The 16053-nt window shown below is 29.6% G+C and carries 15 protein-coding genes and 1 pseudogene; 11 read left to right on the plus strand and 5 right to left on the minus strand.

Annotated features, from left to right (window positions below; genetic code table 11):
• The first annotated feature begins 156 nt into the window (after positions 1–156).
• From B0M43_RS13945 to B0M43_RS13965, 5 genes are all read left to right on the plus strand, one after another.
• Positions 157–720, plus strand: a complete 564-nt coding sequence (locus tag B0M43_RS13945) for a hypothetical protein (protein WP_078008817.1) — start codon at positions 157–159, stop codon at positions 718–720.
• 180 nt (positions 721–900) lie between these two features.
• Positions 901–1398, plus strand: coding sequence for a hypothetical protein (locus B0M43_RS13950; RefSeq protein WP_078008815.1), 498 nt, complete (start codon positions 901–903; stop codon positions 1396–1398).
• 173 nt (positions 1399–1571) lie between these two features.
• Positions 1572–2162, plus strand: a complete 591-nt coding sequence (locus B0M43_RS13955) for a Crp/Fnr family transcriptional regulator (protein WP_078008813.1) — start codon at positions 1572–1574, stop codon at positions 2160–2162.
• Positions 2163–2221: 59 nt separating this feature from the next.
• On the plus strand, positions 2222–2995 hold the full coding sequence (locus tag B0M43_RS13960) for a hypothetical protein (RefSeq protein ID WP_246860122.1): 774 nt from the start codon (positions 2222–2224) through the stop codon (positions 2993–2995).
• Between the two features lie 174 nt (positions 2996–3169).
• A complete protein-coding gene (locus B0M43_RS13965; protein WP_123921854.1) occupies positions 3170–3730 on the plus strand; it encodes a hypothetical protein in 561 nt (186 codons plus the stop codon).
• A gap of 158 nt (positions 3731–3888) precedes the next feature.
• On the opposite strand, the gene B0M43_RS13970 is transcribed toward B0M43_RS13965, so the two are convergent.
• Complete coding sequence (locus B0M43_RS13970; RefSeq protein ID WP_078008809.1) at positions 3889–4446, minus strand: hypothetical protein; 558 nt, start codon at positions 4444–4446, stop codon at positions 3889–3891.
• A gap of 751 nt (positions 4447–5197) precedes the next feature.
• Between B0M43_RS13970 and B0M43_RS13975 the strand changes: the two genes are divergently transcribed.
• On the plus strand, positions 5198–5551 hold the full coding sequence (locus B0M43_RS13975) for a hypothetical protein (RefSeq protein WP_078008805.1): 354 nt from the start codon (positions 5198–5200) through the stop codon (positions 5549–5551).
• A gap of 176 nt (positions 5552–5727) precedes the next feature.
• Positions 5728–6603 carry a hypothetical protein gene (locus tag B0M43_RS13980; protein WP_123921853.1) on the plus strand — a complete coding sequence of 292 codons (876 nt, stop codon included), beginning with the start codon at positions 5728–5730 and terminating at the stop codon, positions 6601–6603.
• Between the two features lie 247 nt (positions 6604–6850).
• Here the strand turns inward: B0M43_RS13980 and B0M43_RS13985 are convergent, their stop codons facing one another.
• The 4 genes and pseudogenes from B0M43_RS13985 to B0M43_RS14000 all read right to left on the minus strand — a co-directional run.
• Positions 6851–7255 (minus strand): hypothetical protein, encoded by a 405-nt coding sequence (locus B0M43_RS13985; RefSeq protein WP_078008802.1) that lies wholly within the window; start codon positions 7253–7255, stop codon positions 6851–6853.
• 2 nt (positions 7256–7257) lie between these two features.
• Positions 7258–7887 carry a hypothetical protein gene (locus tag B0M43_RS13990; protein ID WP_078008800.1) on the minus strand — a complete coding sequence of 210 codons (630 nt, stop codon included), beginning with the start codon at positions 7885–7887 and terminating at the stop codon, positions 7258–7260.
• A gap of 1 nt (position 7888) precedes the next feature.
• Positions 7889–8533, minus strand: a complete 645-nt coding sequence (locus B0M43_RS13995) for a hypothetical protein (protein ID WP_078008798.1) — start codon at positions 8531–8533, stop codon at positions 7889–7891.
• 640 nt (positions 8534–9173) lie between these two features.
• Positions 9174–9428 (minus strand): annotated as a pseudogene (locus tag B0M43_RS14000) (JAB domain-containing protein); the annotation flags it as partial.
• A 619-nt stretch (positions 9429–10047) separates the two neighbouring features.
• Between B0M43_RS14000 and B0M43_RS14005 the strand changes: the two are divergent.
• From B0M43_RS14005 to B0M43_RS14020, 4 genes are all read left to right on the plus strand, one after another.
• On the plus strand, positions 10048–11799 hold the full coding sequence (locus tag B0M43_RS14005; protein ID WP_078008794.1) for a tellurite resistance TerB C-terminal domain-containing protein: 1752 nt from the start codon (positions 10048–10050) through the stop codon (positions 11797–11799).
• Complete coding sequence (locus B0M43_RS14010) at positions 11796–13109, plus strand: ATP-binding protein (RefSeq protein ID WP_078008793.1); 1314 nt, start codon at positions 11796–11798, stop codon at positions 13107–13109. Before B0M43_RS14005 ends, B0M43_RS14010 begins: the two co-directional genes overlap by 4 nt.
• A complete protein-coding gene (locus B0M43_RS14015; protein WP_078008791.1) occupies positions 13109–15238 on the plus strand; it encodes a DEAD/DEAH box helicase in 2130 nt (709 codons plus the stop codon). The genes B0M43_RS14010 and B0M43_RS14015 overlap by 1 nt, the downstream gene beginning before the upstream one ends.
• A gap of 177 nt (positions 15239–15415) precedes the next feature.
• Complete coding sequence (locus B0M43_RS14020; protein ID WP_078008789.1) at positions 15416–15991, plus strand: TerD family protein; 576 nt, start codon at positions 15416–15418, stop codon at positions 15989–15991.
• Positions 15992–16053: the final 62 nt, after the last annotated feature.

Raw genomic sequence — 16053 nt, forward strand, 5'->3', positions numbered from 1 at the left:
TCAAAGTCCGAATGGTGGTGTATGAAATAAAAATCCTATTTTTGAAAATCATTAAATACTGATATTTGTCAGACATAGCACACCAATTTAGGGTGGATAAGTCTTACGTGGTCAGACATATATGCAAGTTAGTGGCTATTCCAAAACAAACCAATTATGAAGAAACTAATTAAATTTTTTTCCATTTCTATATTTATTGTTTGCACATTTCCGTGCTTTCAAAAGTGTTCAGATGATTCAATCCCTAAAAGACATTATGAAGACGAAATAATTATTGATTCTACTTCAAGTGCAGAAACTCTAAAATTTAAAAATGATTCTTTAAATCATTTGACCCAACAAAATAGAAATCTTGAATTGGAACGAGTGAGAAAAGAATGGACAGAAAACGCCTATGAATTGGGATTTTCTGGTTTTCGCAAATTAGTAATTGAAGATTTTAAAGATTGGACACTTTTTCCAACTTTATGTTTTACTTCTTTTATTTTGTTATCCATTCTTGTATTATTTTTCGCTTTAAAAGAGTGTTTAGATAAAGTTTATAAATTCTCATTATTAAATTTAGGATTATTGATCTGTTCAATGCTAATACTTCTAGCCAAATATGGAATTGCTATTATGAATAACATCAAATATGGGTATTACATTTTACTTTTAAATATTTTAATTTTAATAATATTATCTAAAAAAGAAATCAACAGGAACAGGAACAGCCACTAACAGCCGTTTGGCGAGATTGGGGTTTTAGGCTGAATTTAAAGATGGTTTTGTACTTGGGAAATTTGTGTTTAACCGAAAAATCCCGCATCGTTACTCCCCAACCTCTCCAAGCGCCAGAACGTTAGCGGTGATTGTCCGTCATCAAGTAAAGATTGAACATCTAATTAAAAAAGTAAGTAAATGGAATTTGAAGATTACATAAATTTATTTCAGAAATTACCAATCCAAATTGATAAAAAAGTATTATCTAAAAAAAAACTTAAAATTGCTATTGGAGAAGTTTTAAATTCTATTTTTTTTAAACTTTATAAAATATCTTGGACAAATTCAGCAGAGAATCCATTGACAGCCGAAACTAGAATTTTTTTTTCGATTTGGGTTAACGAAATAACTTTGCAAGAAAAAAAAATATATTATAATATCCACGCTTTGAAACTTCGAAAATTAAATGGATATAATATAGAAAGTAGAAAATTTGCTAACTCTTTTAGAGAAAAATTTAAAAATTATTCTCATAAATGGGAAAATGTAAGAACAGATTTTGGACCACTAACATTAATGGAAGGATGGGTAGAATTGGAAAATAATAAAGTGGAAGAAAAAATTTTACAACTTGCAAATAACTTTTTAGAAATTGAAAATTTGATTGATAAAACTTTAGTCGAATTTAAAAAATGATCATTAAAAAAAACAACGAACCGCTAACAGCCGTTTCAAGCAATTGCGCATTTTGTAGTAAATTCTCGTTTGCGTTTCGCAAGAAATATTATCTTAGTGGAAAATAAACAGTTCCGAAGTTCGCAACTGCGTGAAGCGGCGGAACGTTAGCTGTAATTTTTCAAGACCCTACGATGTTTGACAGACTTAAAACATATTGCAAGACAAAAGTTCCTTTGACAGACGAAGAACTTAAACTTATTGACACATACTTTGAAATTAAAGATTTAAAGAAAAAAGATTTTTTACTGCAAGACGGAAAAATCTGCAACTTCATTGGCTTTATTGCTGACGGCACTATCAGACACTTTCATATTAAAGATGGAATAGAAAAAACTTGTGATATTTCCTTTGAAAACGCTTGGGTAACAGACTTTCAAAGTTTTACTCATAATATTTCTTGTATAATGAATTTGCAGGCAATGGAAAACACAACGGTATTTGTTATCCGAAAAGAAAATCTTTATAAATTATACAACGAATGCAATAAATATGAAACTTTTGGCAGGTTAATGGCGGAAAAGGTTGCACAACGAGCAACCGAAATTGCAATGTCGCTTTCGTCAGACAAACCAGAAGAGCGGTTTCAGAATTTAATAAAAAATCAACCTGACCTTTTTCAGAGGGTTCCTCAAAAATATATTGCCAATTTTTTAGGTGTAAGCCCCGAAAGTTTGAGCAGAATTAGAAACCGAATTTTTAAGAAATCAAAAGTCTTAACTTAAGTCATCGTTTACCCATCATTGAAGCTGGAATTTTGCCTCATCAATTAAACAAATAAAAAATGAGACAATTATTCATCACTTCAATTATTTTAGCAATGACAACAATTAACAGCGTAACTGCACAAAATCAGCAATTAGAATTTTCAAAAGTAAAAGTCTATGAACATCAGTTAGACGATGTAATGGAATTAATTGACTCAACAGAACTGAAAATTAAACTCAAGGAAGTTGAAGAAAATTACCAACAAAATCCAAGCGAAATTAATAAAGTCCGACTTGGTATTATCTATCACGAAACAGCATTAAATCTTTCTTTCTTTTCTAAAACAGAATATAAAGGTTATGCAAAAAAAAGTTTTGATACATTTAGCGAACTTTTCGATTTGCCAAATACAACAAAGGAACTTTTACCATTTATTGCATCATATAGAGCTTCGGCATTATCGTTGGTTGGTGCAGAAACAAAAAAACTTAAATTGTTAGGCGAAGCATTTTCCTTATTCAATAACGCAGTAAAAAACTATTCATCAGTTTCTTATTTACCTGAATTTTTAAGGGGAAGCGTTGCTGAAAACTTGCCTTGGTTTTTCTTTACAAAAAGAAAATTTGCAAAGCAAGACTTTCAATCCATTATTGACAAGCAAGACAAAAACAGCGAGTATGCCAATTGGAAGATAATGAGCTTTACTTATTGGGCTTGGGCTAAACAAAGACAAAGTAAAAAACATAGAACGCAAGCATTGGCATATCTTGACAAAGCAATTGCATTAGACCCAAATTATAGAGCAGGCAGGCAAAAAGCAGAGGAACTAAAGACCACCTTGACGAAATAAAACTACAGCTAACATTGCATTGGCGTTATAGGGACTGAAGAACATAGGCTGAACATTTGTAATTCTATTTATCTTTGTTGAAAGCATTGGGCTGACGTGCCTTGATTGCCCCTACAACGCCAATGCTTCAACGTTACCGGCAAGGCTAAAGATAAAGAAAGACAACAGATAATAATGAACTACGATTTTTTCGCAGACAAGGCAGACAAATTAAAAGTTCTTGATTTTATTTTCAAGGATACTGATCTGCAGGTTTATGACCTGGGCTCACCTTATGGACAAGAGATCTGTCAATACAAAACTGTTGCAGCAATATCATCAAAGTTTGATCTTGAAATAGACCAATTCGGAACGGCATTTCAACTCTGGACGCCACGACATGGAGGCGAACCAATTTTTAGAAAAGTTGAACTTGATCCAAAACGTTGTAACGGACATACGTTTCGTTATGCGACTGATGGCTGGGGACTTATTCAATTGTATTTTGGCGGAATAAAAAACAACGAGCTTAGACATTCGCACATCGGACATTCCAGCGAAAAGAGAGCATTAATATGGGAAGATACCAATAAGTCAAGTGGCCTTGTTAGTTCCTGGGATTGGAAGGAAATCCAAGTAACTTCGAGAAAATTAAAATATCAGATCCATAACAAACTTGCGACAGGAAAAATCGGAAGTTTTGGAGTTTTATCGGGAGCAAACCAACTTGAAACACAGGGAATAAAACTGAGATGAAATAACTGCCAACAAAAAGCCCGGCTGGTAACACCTACTGCAGCGGATTTGGGCAATTGGCTTAATGGGAAGTTGCTTTTGTATTTGGTTGATTTACTTTGTCTTTTCGCTTCGCTTGAGCGGCAAATCCGAAGATCGGGCTTAATTAAGAGATGTAATCAGTAAACATTGCTTCCCGAAATAGTCAGCATATGAGGTGTTCGTATTGACGGACAGCAATGGCCGTCATTTTCTGCGTACTCTAATAGTTCAACATGAATATGACCGTTGGTGATTTTATCAAATTGAAACAAAGTTTCAGGCTCATATCCTGCTATAACCTTAACATCATAGCCGCTGTTTTGGTACAGAGTTAAACCCTGTCCTACAATAGCGTTTCCACCGTCCTTGGGAACCAGGCTGAAATAAACGGCAACATCTTCAATGCCGTCACCGGTAAAGTCCCCTGTGTAGGACTGCTGAAGATCAAGTTCCGCATCGTGGGAGGTTAAGATTTTAGGCAGGTATTTTCTGAATTGCTTCTCTGCAAGCCTAACGGCATCATTTGTTGTTATTTTAGGCCTTTTTGCCTGCATTTCTTTAAGAGAAAGTTCTTTCTCTTTCAGCAGCAGTTCTTTCTCCTTAAGTTCCAGTTCTTTTTCTTTATTTGAATTGTTGCAGCCTGCCAGGACTACAGACAGAAGTAGGGTTAGACTGAATTTGATTTTTAGGTTCATGGTATGAAATGGTTAATTTCCGTTACGGTTTTGGTTAATAGCAGTGGACTTGTATTTAAGTGTGTTCGGAACTAAATTAAAGCATTATTTGGTTTTAGCAACCTTTCACATATAAAAAAATCAATATTCATTAAGCCGGCTGACGTGGTATGGTTCTTTCTTTGTTTCTTGGTTAGTTAGTTAGTTAGTTAGTTAGTTAGTTAGTTAGTTAGTTAGTTAGTTAGTTTTTAGACTGTTTTTAGTTTGATTTTGGCCGGTGAGAGGGAGGTTGGGTGGAGTGATCAGTTGATTTGAATTAATCGTTATTTGATTTCTTATAATCCAGTGAGAGTTGCAGGATGGGGGGTAGAGTTCTGTTCCCGCTACTAGGAAGTGCGTAGTACAAATTTTAGCTTCTTAATTAAAAATGTGTTCTGTAGAACTAAAAAACGCCGTAAAAGTGATTTTTAATTTTTTCTAGTAGCGGGAAGCATTCAAATATCTAACCATATTATCTTGGATTACTATAATATTTTAAAATGCGTATCTTGATTTTTGTCATGTTTGTGTTTGCATAGCTACTAGTAAATGCCAAAGAGCATCAATCAAATTAAAAGGTCTTTTGGATAATTTATAGTAAAAAAAAGATATATTTGAAAGTAAATAATGTGTGAAATTTAGTATACATATCTACCCGAATTAGATCACTTTGTGTGATTTTTGTCATACATAATAAGCAAGTACTTCCAAGTAATCACGAAATGTATAAAAAATGAAAAAATTGATAGAATTTAAATTACAAAGAGAAACAATTTATATTGAAATGTCTGTACTGGACAATATTCAAGAATGTACTGAATATATTTCAACTCCATTCTCAAAAGGTAAAACAGTTTTCGAAAACGGAACAGACTTTAGCGCTTTTGAGAAGAAAATAATTAAATGTTTTATCGATGAGAAATATAGAACTTTCTTACATCTTGAAGGTAAACAACCACAATCAATTTGTGTTGAAGTAATTGAAAAATTTGAAGAAGAGCTATGGAAAGGCAAAAAAACATATATTTTTGAAACTCTAACTTGCAATCCATATGAATCACAATATACGTATTTAGTAGAGAAATAACGTGCTTATAATAGCACTACAAAAAATTTGGGCAAAACGCTTAATGGAAAAATAGTTTTGTATTTGGATGATTTGATAAATCCCAAGAATGAGCTTAATTTAGTGTCAAACCCGCTGTAGTCCCAGAACGTTGGCCGTAATTTAAAAGCTCTAATTGTAAATTAATAAATATGAATATGGATTGGAATTGGTTTTTTAGCTCATTTTGCCAAAGTGCTGCCGCATTAATTGGTATTATTGGTGCATTTATAATTTCTCGCCTTCTCGGTATTAGTGAAAAAATAAATTCTACTATTTCTGAATTTGATAACTTGGCAATAGAATGTAATAAAATCCTACTCAATATTAATAACTGTCGTTTCTATTGGTTTACAAAATCACATGTAAAATATAATAGCACTTTAAAAGAGTTAGTCAAAAATGGAGATTTCGATAATTTAAGTCGAGAAGAAATTTTGGATAAAATTTATAAATTAGATAATCAATTATATAAGATTGATGAAGCAGTTATCGAAAGCTTTGAAAAAGTATACAAAGAATACAAGCCAACTTATACTCCCGTAGGAAATGGAATAACCATGAAAAACATGCATTTTGTAGGCGCGTTCGACATTGCTCCTAAAGGATTATGGGATAATTTAAAGGACGAAAAAGATAAAATTGATAAACTTGAAATTGACTCTAGAACTTTAATTCAATATTTTGAACAAAATTTACAAAACTTAAGTGCGTTCGATGATTCAATAAAACCATTGAAAATTATAATAATTTTATTATTGGTCGCATTTCCTTTTACTGTAATATATCCGTTACATTTTATGCCAATGGAAACAAATATAAATCCAGAAATAACTTATAATATATTTGAAATATTTAATTCAATATTAACTTTTAAATCTGTTTTACTTTTTATATTTTTTATTTCAATTGAAAGCATTTTTACATATTTTCTCATAATAACTAATCAATTAAATATAAGATTATTAACAGCAAAACAGAATAATTCAAAAGATTTAAGAAGCCTTAAGAATTATTCTAAACATTTCGCATAATAAAATGCAACTCAAAGTATAGTACTTATTTTTCAACTTGTTTTAGTATGTTTAAATCGTCCCTTTGAAAATATGAAAATAATTGCAGTAATCGAAACACTTTTAACTTTTGCATTACCTTTTATTTTTAGGCATTTTTTTCCGACAAGAAAAAATATCACAAATGATTCAGAATAAAATGTTTGTATATTACCAATAATAAAAAAGTCTGCTTAGTAGCGGACTTTTATTTTTAAGAAATCTAAATTTATTCAGGACATTGAATTTCCCATTCACATAAGTCTCTAAGTAAAATTCTCATCCTGTCTTTTGATGGATTTTTAGGAGGTAAACCTTTAATCACCGAATGCGCACGATTATCCACTCCATCCAATAATTCACATAAAGGATTATGCTCTACAACGAGAGAAAGGGAAGGTGTTCGTAATTTTTCAACTAAAAACTTAACCAAGCCATTTGCATTAGGATCTTTTACTGCTATTTCTGGAGTAGTATGTTCATTCCAATCTGTCGATAATTCATCATTTCCTTTTGGTCTAAAAGCTCCAGGAATTATTTTTTTATCACTGTTTAAACTTTGATTTATATAGTTTTTATGTATGCGGTAATATAATAAATGATGATCTAAAATTGGTTCAATTTCATATGGCATATTTAGAGTTTTTGAGGAGTTGGAATAAGCATAAAATTAACATTCTCAATATTAAAATTTCCTTCTATATATTGCGACAAATCTTTCGCATTATCCCAATAAAAGGACGCTTTATCACCTATTTCCGCTATGTTTATTATCAAACGAAAATTTTCTTCCTCCCAAAAAATATCTATACTTTTATCTGAACTATGTAATATTTGTGGTATATACATTTGTGAATTTCTATTGTGATTCATCCAATTGCCAAAATTTATTAAAAATTCAATTGCAATTTTTAAAGTTGTTTCTTCATATTTTTCGGCACCATCATCGTCCCAATTATCTTCCAAATCTAAAATATATTTAGATTTCAAAATAGTATTAGATAGATAATTTAATTCATTAGGCAATGAAACTGTAATTGCATTAGAAATTTTAATCTCAGATGAAACATTTGTAATAGGTAATTCTATCATAGACCAGTGATCTAAATGATTAATTATCATTCTGCTTTCACCAATATTTGATAAATGCCCTCTTGGCTGTGATGAAGATAAATATCTACAAGACAAAGAAGAAACTTTTTGTTTTTGTAGTATTGTAGACTGTTCTGTCCACCGTGTAGGTTTATCAATTATATCTGTATACATTTTATTTAAAATCAATTATCTTATAATCGCTATTCTCTTTGATTAAGTTCAGTTCTCTCTCTGCAGTTGAAATTGCTTCTTTAAGTTTTTGCAGATCTTCAGTGTCAAGTGCCATAAAAATTTCTTCAATTTCATCATTTTGACGAAATTCAATTTTTAATTTATGGATACATAATGTTCCTACATTATTATCATTAACAAATATTGGTCGTATTTCATGAAAAACTTTTGATCCATAAAAAACTTTCTGATTATTGCCGTATAGCGTTAAAGCTTGAAGGGTTATTAATAAATTATCATTTGTATTGTTTATTAATTCCTTAAATATATCTATGATTAAATTAGGTTCTATTTCTAATTCATCCTCTTGAAGTAAAGATTCAGAAAGTTTTTCAAAATATAATTCCCTATTTAAATCAGAAGTCATTTGATTATGATGAAAATTCATAATTAATGACAGAAGACCTGTTGCATGATCTCTAGAAAAGCCTGTCTTTTCAATTAGAGTTTTTACAAATGTATTAGGCATTGAGCCCTTTTCAAATCCTCTTAAAGCCTCTAACACATTTTTTTTTATATCTGAATCTAATTCATTATAAAATTTAATTTGCTGTAAATCTTTGGAAGGAACTTTTATATAATCCATAACTAGCTAAAAAATAGATTTAAAATTTTTTAAATGTATACAATTTTATTAAAATAAATGAATCTAACAAATCTCCTACATTAACATAATTAACTAATTGTTTTATTTTATAAAATAATCAATTGACTTCATAACTATCTATAAACTAATATACGCCAAATATATGATTAAATGTATTGATATATAAAAAATTATGATTATTTAAAAAAAACTTTAACTAACTAATCCATTAGTTAATAGATGTTGCCAGATTTTCTTATTCTTTTTATCAAATATAGAAATCAATTTCTTTATAGAAATAATTTGTAAATTATCTTTACAGACATGTTAGAATTTACTTTAATTACTTTAAATATTACTTATTTGTTTAAGAGCAAATTATTTACGAGTTTTTTAATTTTTAATAAATATGATAATACAAATATCGTTTATTTGAGATATAAATATATACGTAATAATACCTGATTTTGATAAAAACTATAATCAATATTTAAATAGTTTTTTAGCCTATTCTAATCTTCCTATCTTTTATGCGAAGATTTATTTAATAAATTATGTTTTTAAATTTTGGTAAATTCCTAAAAATAAAATGAAAAGGAAGATAATAGAAATATTTTAAATAGCCTTATTCATATTTTTTTCGAATTTGTAACATGGTCCCGGCAATTCCTCCAGAAGAGATTTCGTAAATTCCCAGTGCCTTGTGAGCTTGATTCAAAAGTAACACTTTGAACTGCTCGAAGAATTCTATTTTATTATAATCCCAAGCTGAAAGAGCCAATTTGTATGCGTCTTTTGAAGATTTGATTTGTGGTCTTTCTGAGTTTTTTACTTTTGTTTTGTAGATCAGTTCAATTTCAGATACAGTCTGCCAGTTTTGATTCAAAGTTTCAATAATTTCTATATTTTATTAATTATGGAACATCCAACGGGAATCGCTTAGCAAGCGCAAAAAGCAACGCAATAAAGCAGGATATTTATCCTGCATTTATGGGGGAATTTTTTGCTAGCGCCCACGAGGGATTTCCGAACTTTGTGCAGAAATTAATTAAGATGGTTATTTTATAGAAATAAAACTTCAAAATAAGATGGCCAATTAATTGCATTAATAATCTCGTTAAGTAGGAGGAACTTCCATTGTCAGATCATTTTTCAATTGGACAATGTTAAAATTTTAAGTGAATAAAAAAACAGACTTTTTTAATTCAATAAGTTTAATGAATTTTAAGGTAATGAAAAACAGGTATATTTACTTATTTAATTATAATTTGATAATGATATTTTTGGATATTATTAATTATGTATGAGAATATGGTTTTCCGTAATGAATTTTAAATTGAAGTGTTAATATTTGTAGATATTTAAAAAAATAAAAATCATTTATGCCTAATCATAATCATGAATTATTGACATTTGTACTGGAGAGGAGTCTTAAACGGAAAAAGCTAGTAATACTAAAATTTCGCCTTTCCGAAAAAAAAACTACAGCATTAAACTTTTTAAATTCATAATCTATGGATAATTCAATTATTGATGTTACTGGTGAATCATACAGTCTTTCAAATAATTTATCAAGAAATTCTACTGTTCCTTACTGGGGACATCAAAATGTTTATTCATATTCAGAAATAAACTCTGCAACAAATGAGCAGCGAGTTTTTTATAAAACTTTTAAATTCAATTTTTTAAACAGTATATATACACATCTTGATGGCAATAATAACTATGCATTTATTTTGCTTTTTGATCTTCTAAATGAATTTGAAAATCACAAAAATACCATTCGCTTAGAAAGAGAATTAAAAGTGCTAAAAACTTACCATCCTAAAACTAAGTCTTATTGTGTTTCTTATTTAGTTAAAAAATTATTACAGCACAATCTGCATAAAGATGTTGAAAGAATTAGAAGAGAAGAAAATTATTATGATGATTATGATGCATATAATTATTCGAAATTAGGAACTCAGTTTAGAGTAAAATTAGCTCTAAATAATGAAGATGTAGAATTGTTAAATAAACTTTGGAATCCTGAAAATAATTTTTTCAGCATTGAATTTTGCGGTCATGAGATTGTCAAGTTTTACTTATATGTAATTAAAAAAATAGAAGAAAAGTATCAAAAAGAAGCATCTACTTTAATTGATGAACTTCATAAAGTTGCTGACCTTATAGCGTCTAAGCATTATAATTATCGAAAAGGAAGCAGTAACTACAAATACTCTATAGAAACCATTGTGAATGAACTTCACTCCAATATTTTTAAATATTGCGAAAATGTTGTTAGGGAAAATTTTGGGCATAAAAGAAAACTAAATGTAGATTTACAATATGACTTAGATGAAATTACAGAGGAATATAATAATCGCATAATTTTTCGGCTTAAAAAGATTTTACAAATTTATATCCCGACGATAAATCAGCCGGACGAAAAAGCAGATTTTGAGTTAAATACACAAAATACTACACGCTGGAAAATAAAATTTGATGAATTGACAAATAGTTTCAACAGTGATCCTAAAACCTTTTGTGAACAGATTATTTATTTAGGTCTTCAAAATAAAAATAATCCTTCTGTTGAAAATATTTTTTATGAGGCGTGTAAGTTTATAGCAAGCTACGATAAGGAAACTGCGCTCACTTTGTATATATATTATATTCATTATGATCTCAATTCCGTAAAATTTGATAATAAACAATTAAATACGACAGTTCAAAAAAGTCTGTTTAAAACTAGTGATCAGTTAAATTATTTTCAAAACATTGTCATTGAATTTTTACACGATAAAGATCTTGAAAAAGCATTGAAATCTATTCCAAGTGTATATGCTCCAAAAAGAAAAAAAATTCAATTAGACAGAAATGCTATTAAGGAAGTTCATGAAAAACATTCTGAAACTGTTGAGCTTCTTAATGAATACTTACGTGATGAAGAAGATTCGAAGGGAGTTGAGAAAGTGATAGTGAACGATGCAATGTTATTACAGATAATTACAAATTCAGAAGAAGATAAGAGAACGCCTTTTGATAATTCAATCAATTTCACAAAAATACAAGAAGAAATTTTGGAACAGTTCTCAAAAGCAAATCTTTCTGTTCTTCAATCCGATTTTGAAGCATTGGCACGATCTAAAGGAATGTTTAAAAACCAATTAATAGAAAGTATAAATGATATTTGCTATGAAATTTTAGACGATATTTTAATTGAAGAGGACGAAGATTTTTACATTATAAACGAAACTTATTTTAACCGAATTTTAGCAAAATGATAGAGAATATTAAACCAAAAGAAGCCACAGCAATTATTAATTCCTTGATTGGCGGTGTAGTCCCCAAAATTGGAGTGCAACATATTACGGTTGGCCGTTCTGAAGAGATAAGCGCATTTGTAAATGCGTTAGAGGATGTGAAAAATGGTCATAGTATGGTCAAGTTTTGGATTGGGGATTTTGGATCTGGAAAGTCATTTATGTTGCATTTATTAAATACTGTAGCATTAAAACAAAAGTTTGTGGTAACAAATGCTGATTTTACACCAGACAACAGACTTTACTCAAATGATGGGAAAGGTGTTGCATTATATTCAGCTATCATGGATAATATTGCGATCCAGACGAAACCTGAAGGAGGTGCATTGCCAACTCTAATGGAAAAATGGATAGAAAATGTTGTTTTAAAAACGGCTCAGGAAAATAATATCCTAATCGAAAGTATTCGCGAGGAAAAATATTTAGGGCTAATTCAAAATAACATCATGAAAACGATCAACGAAATAACAGAGGTTGGTGGTTTTGATTTTGGAACTGTCGTAATGAAATATTATGAGGGATATATAAAAGAGGATGAACAACTAAGAAGAAATGCCTTAAAATGGTTAAAAGGGGAATACAACACCAAGACTGAAGCAAAACAAGATTTAGGGGTTAGAGAAATAATAACAGATCTAAATTATTATGATATGCTAAAAAACTTTTGCAAACTATTTGTTAGTATGGGTTACAGCGGATTTATGATTAATTTGGATGAAGCAATAAATTTGTACAAAATTTCGACATCTGTAATGAGAGAGAAAAATTACGAGAAGATTTTGACCATTTATAATGATTGTTTTCAAGGAAAAGTAAGTAATCTGTTTTTCAACTTTGCCGGCACTAAAGAAGTATTAGAAAATGAGCGTAGAGGATTATTTAGCTATCATGCTTTAAAATCTCGTTTAGAAACTAATAAATTTGAAACAGCCGAAATTAGAGATTTTGCACAACCGGTAATTAAATTACTTCCCTTAGATCATAATGAAGTTTTTGTATTGCTGAAAAAGCTTAAAGCAATTTTTGATTATAATTATAAAGTTGAAACTAATATTTCTGATGATGATATTCAAAATTTTATGGAAGAAATGTTTAATAAACCTGGAGCTTCTGAATTTTTAACTCCAAGAGAAGTCATTAGAGATTTCTTAAACATTCTTAATATAATCAGACAGAATCCAAATTTAGATAAAGGAAAATTATTTGGTGACATTGAAATTTCAGACGAGCGTCCTGATACTATTTTAATGGATAGTATAGAAGAGTTATAATGTCGTTTGAATTATTATCAGAACCAATTCGAAAATATATTCGGGATAAACGATGGGAACAATTGCGTCCTATTCAAAATGCTGCAATTACAAAAATTTTAACTACAGATAATCATTATATTTTAGTGTCAAGAACCGCGTCTGGAAAAACCGAAGCGGCCTTTCTGCCAATTTTGTCGAAAGTAGATTTTAATGAAAAGGGCGTTCAGGTTTTGTATATCTCGCCACTTATTGCATTAATTAATGATCAGTTTTTTAGGGTTGAGGAATTGTGTAAAAATTTAGAAGTCAATGTTGTAAAATGGCATGGAGAAGCAAATAGAACTTTAAAAGAGAAATTAATAAAAGATCCGTCTGGCGTAGTTCTAATAACGCCCGAATCTTTGGAAGCTATGCTTTCAAACAAACCTTTTAATGTAAAACATCTTTTTGCGAATCTTAAATTTGTAGTTATTGATGAAATACATTCTTTTATAGGCTCAGGAAGAGGGGTGCAATTAAAATCTATATTGTCAAGATTACAAGGTTTAAATGAAAACCAATTTAGATTAATTGGACTGTCAGCAACACTAGGAGATTATGATGAGGTAAAGAAATTTGCCGGTACCAGTGTGCCCACAATTGTATTACGAGATAGTGCATCAAAAGAAATTGAAGTGAGGTTTAAATACTTTAAAAGTGCTGGACCAGAATTACCATTGGATCTCTTAAAAGATTTGTATTTAGAAACTAAAGATAGTAAAGTTTTAATCTTTCCGAATAGCAGAGGACTTGCAGAAGAAGTTGCAGTTAAACTAAAGAAAATTTCTGATAGATTAAATGGACATGTAAATTATTTTTCGCATCATTCTTCTGTTGATAAAGAAGTTAGAGAATACGTAGAATATTTTGCGAAAAGCAATAACAGACAAAATTTTTGCATTTCTTGTACTTCAACTTTGGAACTCGGAATTGATATTGGTTCTGTTGATCAAGTGGCACAAATAGATGCGACGCACAGTATTGCATCATTAATACAGCGAATAGGACGAAGTGGAAGGAGGGATGGGGCAAAAAGCGCTCTTTTATTGTATGCCACAGATAAATGGAGTTTATTGCAATCACTAGCTTGTTGGCAGTTATATAAAGAACCATTTATTGAACCCAAGGACTCAATGAGTTTAGCTTATGATCTTTTACTACATCAAGCATTATCAATCACAAAAGGAAATTCAGGTATTGGTTTTAATGATTTAGTTAAATCATTAAAGCAAAACTTTGCTTTCAATGACATTGATATTGCTGATATTAAAGAAATTTTAAATCATTTAATTGCTATTGATTTATTCGAAAAATTAAGAGATGAAGTTATTATCGGAGTTGAAGGAGAAAAAATCGTTAATAGTAGAGATTTTTACAGTGCCTTTACTATTGAAGATAATTTTAAGGTTTTAAATGCAGGTATAAAAATAGGTGAAATCCCATTGAGTCCACAAATTAAAGAAGACGAAAACATTCTTTTAGCAGCTAAAATCTGGAAGATTACTTTTGTTGATTTCAAAGCAAAAAAAATTGAAGTTAAGCCAACAAATGATGGTAAAAAACCTATTTTCAATGGAGGAAGTGGAATAGTGCATTCCAGGATTAGAAATAAGATGTTTGAATTATTATATCAAGAACATATATTTAATGAGTTGAACGAAGAAGCCGCCGATGAATTAAATGAGATGCGAAGTGATTTTTTAGTTTTTGATATTAAGAATACGGAAACGGAAAGACCATTGTTAGTTTCAGAAAAAAAACTCATATTCTATACTTTTACAGGAACCAAAATTAATAGGACATTACAATTTCTAATGAATTTTTCTCAAATAAAAAACACATTAGAAGATAGTACAAGTTTATTCAATATTTATGAATCCAAAGATGATTTTTTAAGTAAATTAAATTTCATATGTTCAAACGTTGATGCTATTGAAGAAATAATAACAGAAGAATTAGAAAAAAGACCAGACTCTGTTTGTGCATCAAAATGGGGTATTTATTTGCCAATAAAATTTCAGATTGAACTAATGAAAGAGAATTATTTTGATATAAAACAAACGCAGGAATTTTTAATAAATATAAATAGAATAGTACAAAATAACTAATTTTCTATAAGTTTAAATAATGTTTTGTATATGTCTTTAATAGAAAGAATGGAATATTACAAGTGTTAAATATTAAAACTGTTAATAAAAATTTGCTTTTTTACGGAAATCCTCATTTTTACTTAGCTTGGTTTTTGTATCATTGTAAGAATTTAAAATTAAATAAGAATTAGAATAATGGCAATAAATTTACAAAAAGGACAAAAAATTGACATTGGATTATCAAAAATTTCTATAGGATTAGGTTGGGATCCTAATGAGGGTACTGGTCATGAATTTGATCTGGATGCTTCCGCAATAATGATAAACGGTGATCGTAAACTTTTAGGTGAAAAATATTTTATTTTTTATAACAACTTAATCTCTCCTGATGGTGCATTAGAGCATACTGGAGATGATCCGACTGGAGGGAATAGTGACGGTGATGATGATGAAGCAATAAAAGTAGACCTAAGTAAGATTGATGCAAATGTGCAAGAAATACTTTTTGTTGTTACTATTGAAGATTTTGAAAGAAGAAGACAAAATTTTGGACAAGTTAGAAATTCTTATATTAGAATTGTAGATGATGCCAATGGTCAGGAAATTGCTAAATATGAACTTGATGAAGATTTTTCAGTAGAAACTGGAGTTGAATTTGGTAGATTGTACAAACGTAATGATCAATGGAGATTTGAAGCTAGCGGAATAGGTTATAAAGCAGATTTAGGTTTTTTCCTTGAAAAATATTATTCGGGAGAAATAATAAAATAAATCAGTGAAAAAATAATTTTTTAACTGTTGAAAACTAATATTCCAGGAATTAAAAGCATATT

This window comes from Flavobacterium sp. KBS0721 (genome assembly GCF_002007065.3).
Lineage (GTDB): Bacteria > Bacteroidota > Bacteroidia > Flavobacteriales > Flavobacteriaceae > Flavobacterium > Flavobacterium piscis.

What these genes read in the sequence shown, in the direction of transcription:
- B0M43_RS13945 (WP_078008817.1), top strand. Translation starts at nt 157, where the DNA reads ATGAAGAAACTAATTAAATTTTTTTCCATTTCTATATTTATTGTTTGC.
- B0M43_RS13950 (WP_078008815.1), top strand. Translation starts at nt 901, where the DNA reads ATGGAATTTGAAGATTACATAAATTTATTTCAGAAATTACCAATCCAA.
- B0M43_RS13955 (WP_078008813.1), top strand. Translation starts at nt 1,572, where the DNA reads ATGTTTGACAGACTTAAAACATATTGCAAGACAAAAGTTCCTTTGACA.
- B0M43_RS13960 (WP_246860122.1), top strand. Translation starts at nt 2,222, where the DNA reads ATGAGACAATTATTCATCACTTCAATTATTTTAGCAATGACAACAATT.
- B0M43_RS13965 (WP_123921854.1), top strand. Translation starts at nt 3,170, where the DNA reads ATGAACTACGATTTTTTCGCAGACAAGGCAGACAAATTAAAAGTTCTT.
- B0M43_RS13970 (WP_078008809.1), bottom strand. Translation starts at nt 4,446, where the DNA reads ATGAACCTAAAAATCAAATTCAGTCTAACCCTACTTCTGTCTGTAGTC.
- B0M43_RS13975 (WP_078008805.1), top strand. Translation starts at nt 5,198, where the DNA reads ATGAAAAAATTGATAGAATTTAAATTACAAAGAGAAACAATTTATATT.
- B0M43_RS13980 (WP_123921853.1), top strand. Translation starts at nt 5,728, where the DNA reads ATGGATTGGAATTGGTTTTTTAGCTCATTTTGCCAAAGTGCTGCCGCA.
- B0M43_RS13985 (WP_078008802.1), bottom strand. Translation starts at nt 7,255, where the DNA reads ATGCCATATGAAATTGAACCAATTTTAGATCATCATTTATTATATTAC.
- B0M43_RS13990 (WP_078008800.1), bottom strand. Translation starts at nt 7,887, where the DNA reads ATGTATACAGATATAATTGATAAACCTACACGGTGGACAGAACAGTCT.
- B0M43_RS13995 (WP_078008798.1), bottom strand. Translation starts at nt 8,533, where the DNA reads ATGGATTATATAAAAGTTCCTTCCAAAGATTTACAGCAAATTAAATTT.
- B0M43_RS14005 (WP_078008794.1), top strand. Translation starts at nt 10,048, where the DNA reads ATGGATAATTCAATTATTGATGTTACTGGTGAATCATACAGTCTTTCA.
- B0M43_RS14010 (WP_078008793.1), top strand. Translation starts at nt 11,796, where the DNA reads ATGATAGAGAATATTAAACCAAAAGAAGCCACAGCAATTATTAATTCC.
- B0M43_RS14015 (WP_078008791.1), top strand. Translation starts at nt 13,109, where the DNA reads ATGTCGTTTGAATTATTATCAGAACCAATTCGAAAATATATTCGGGAT.
- B0M43_RS14020 (WP_078008789.1), top strand. Translation starts at nt 15,416, where the DNA reads ATGGCAATAAATTTACAAAAAGGACAAAAAATTGACATTGGATTATCA.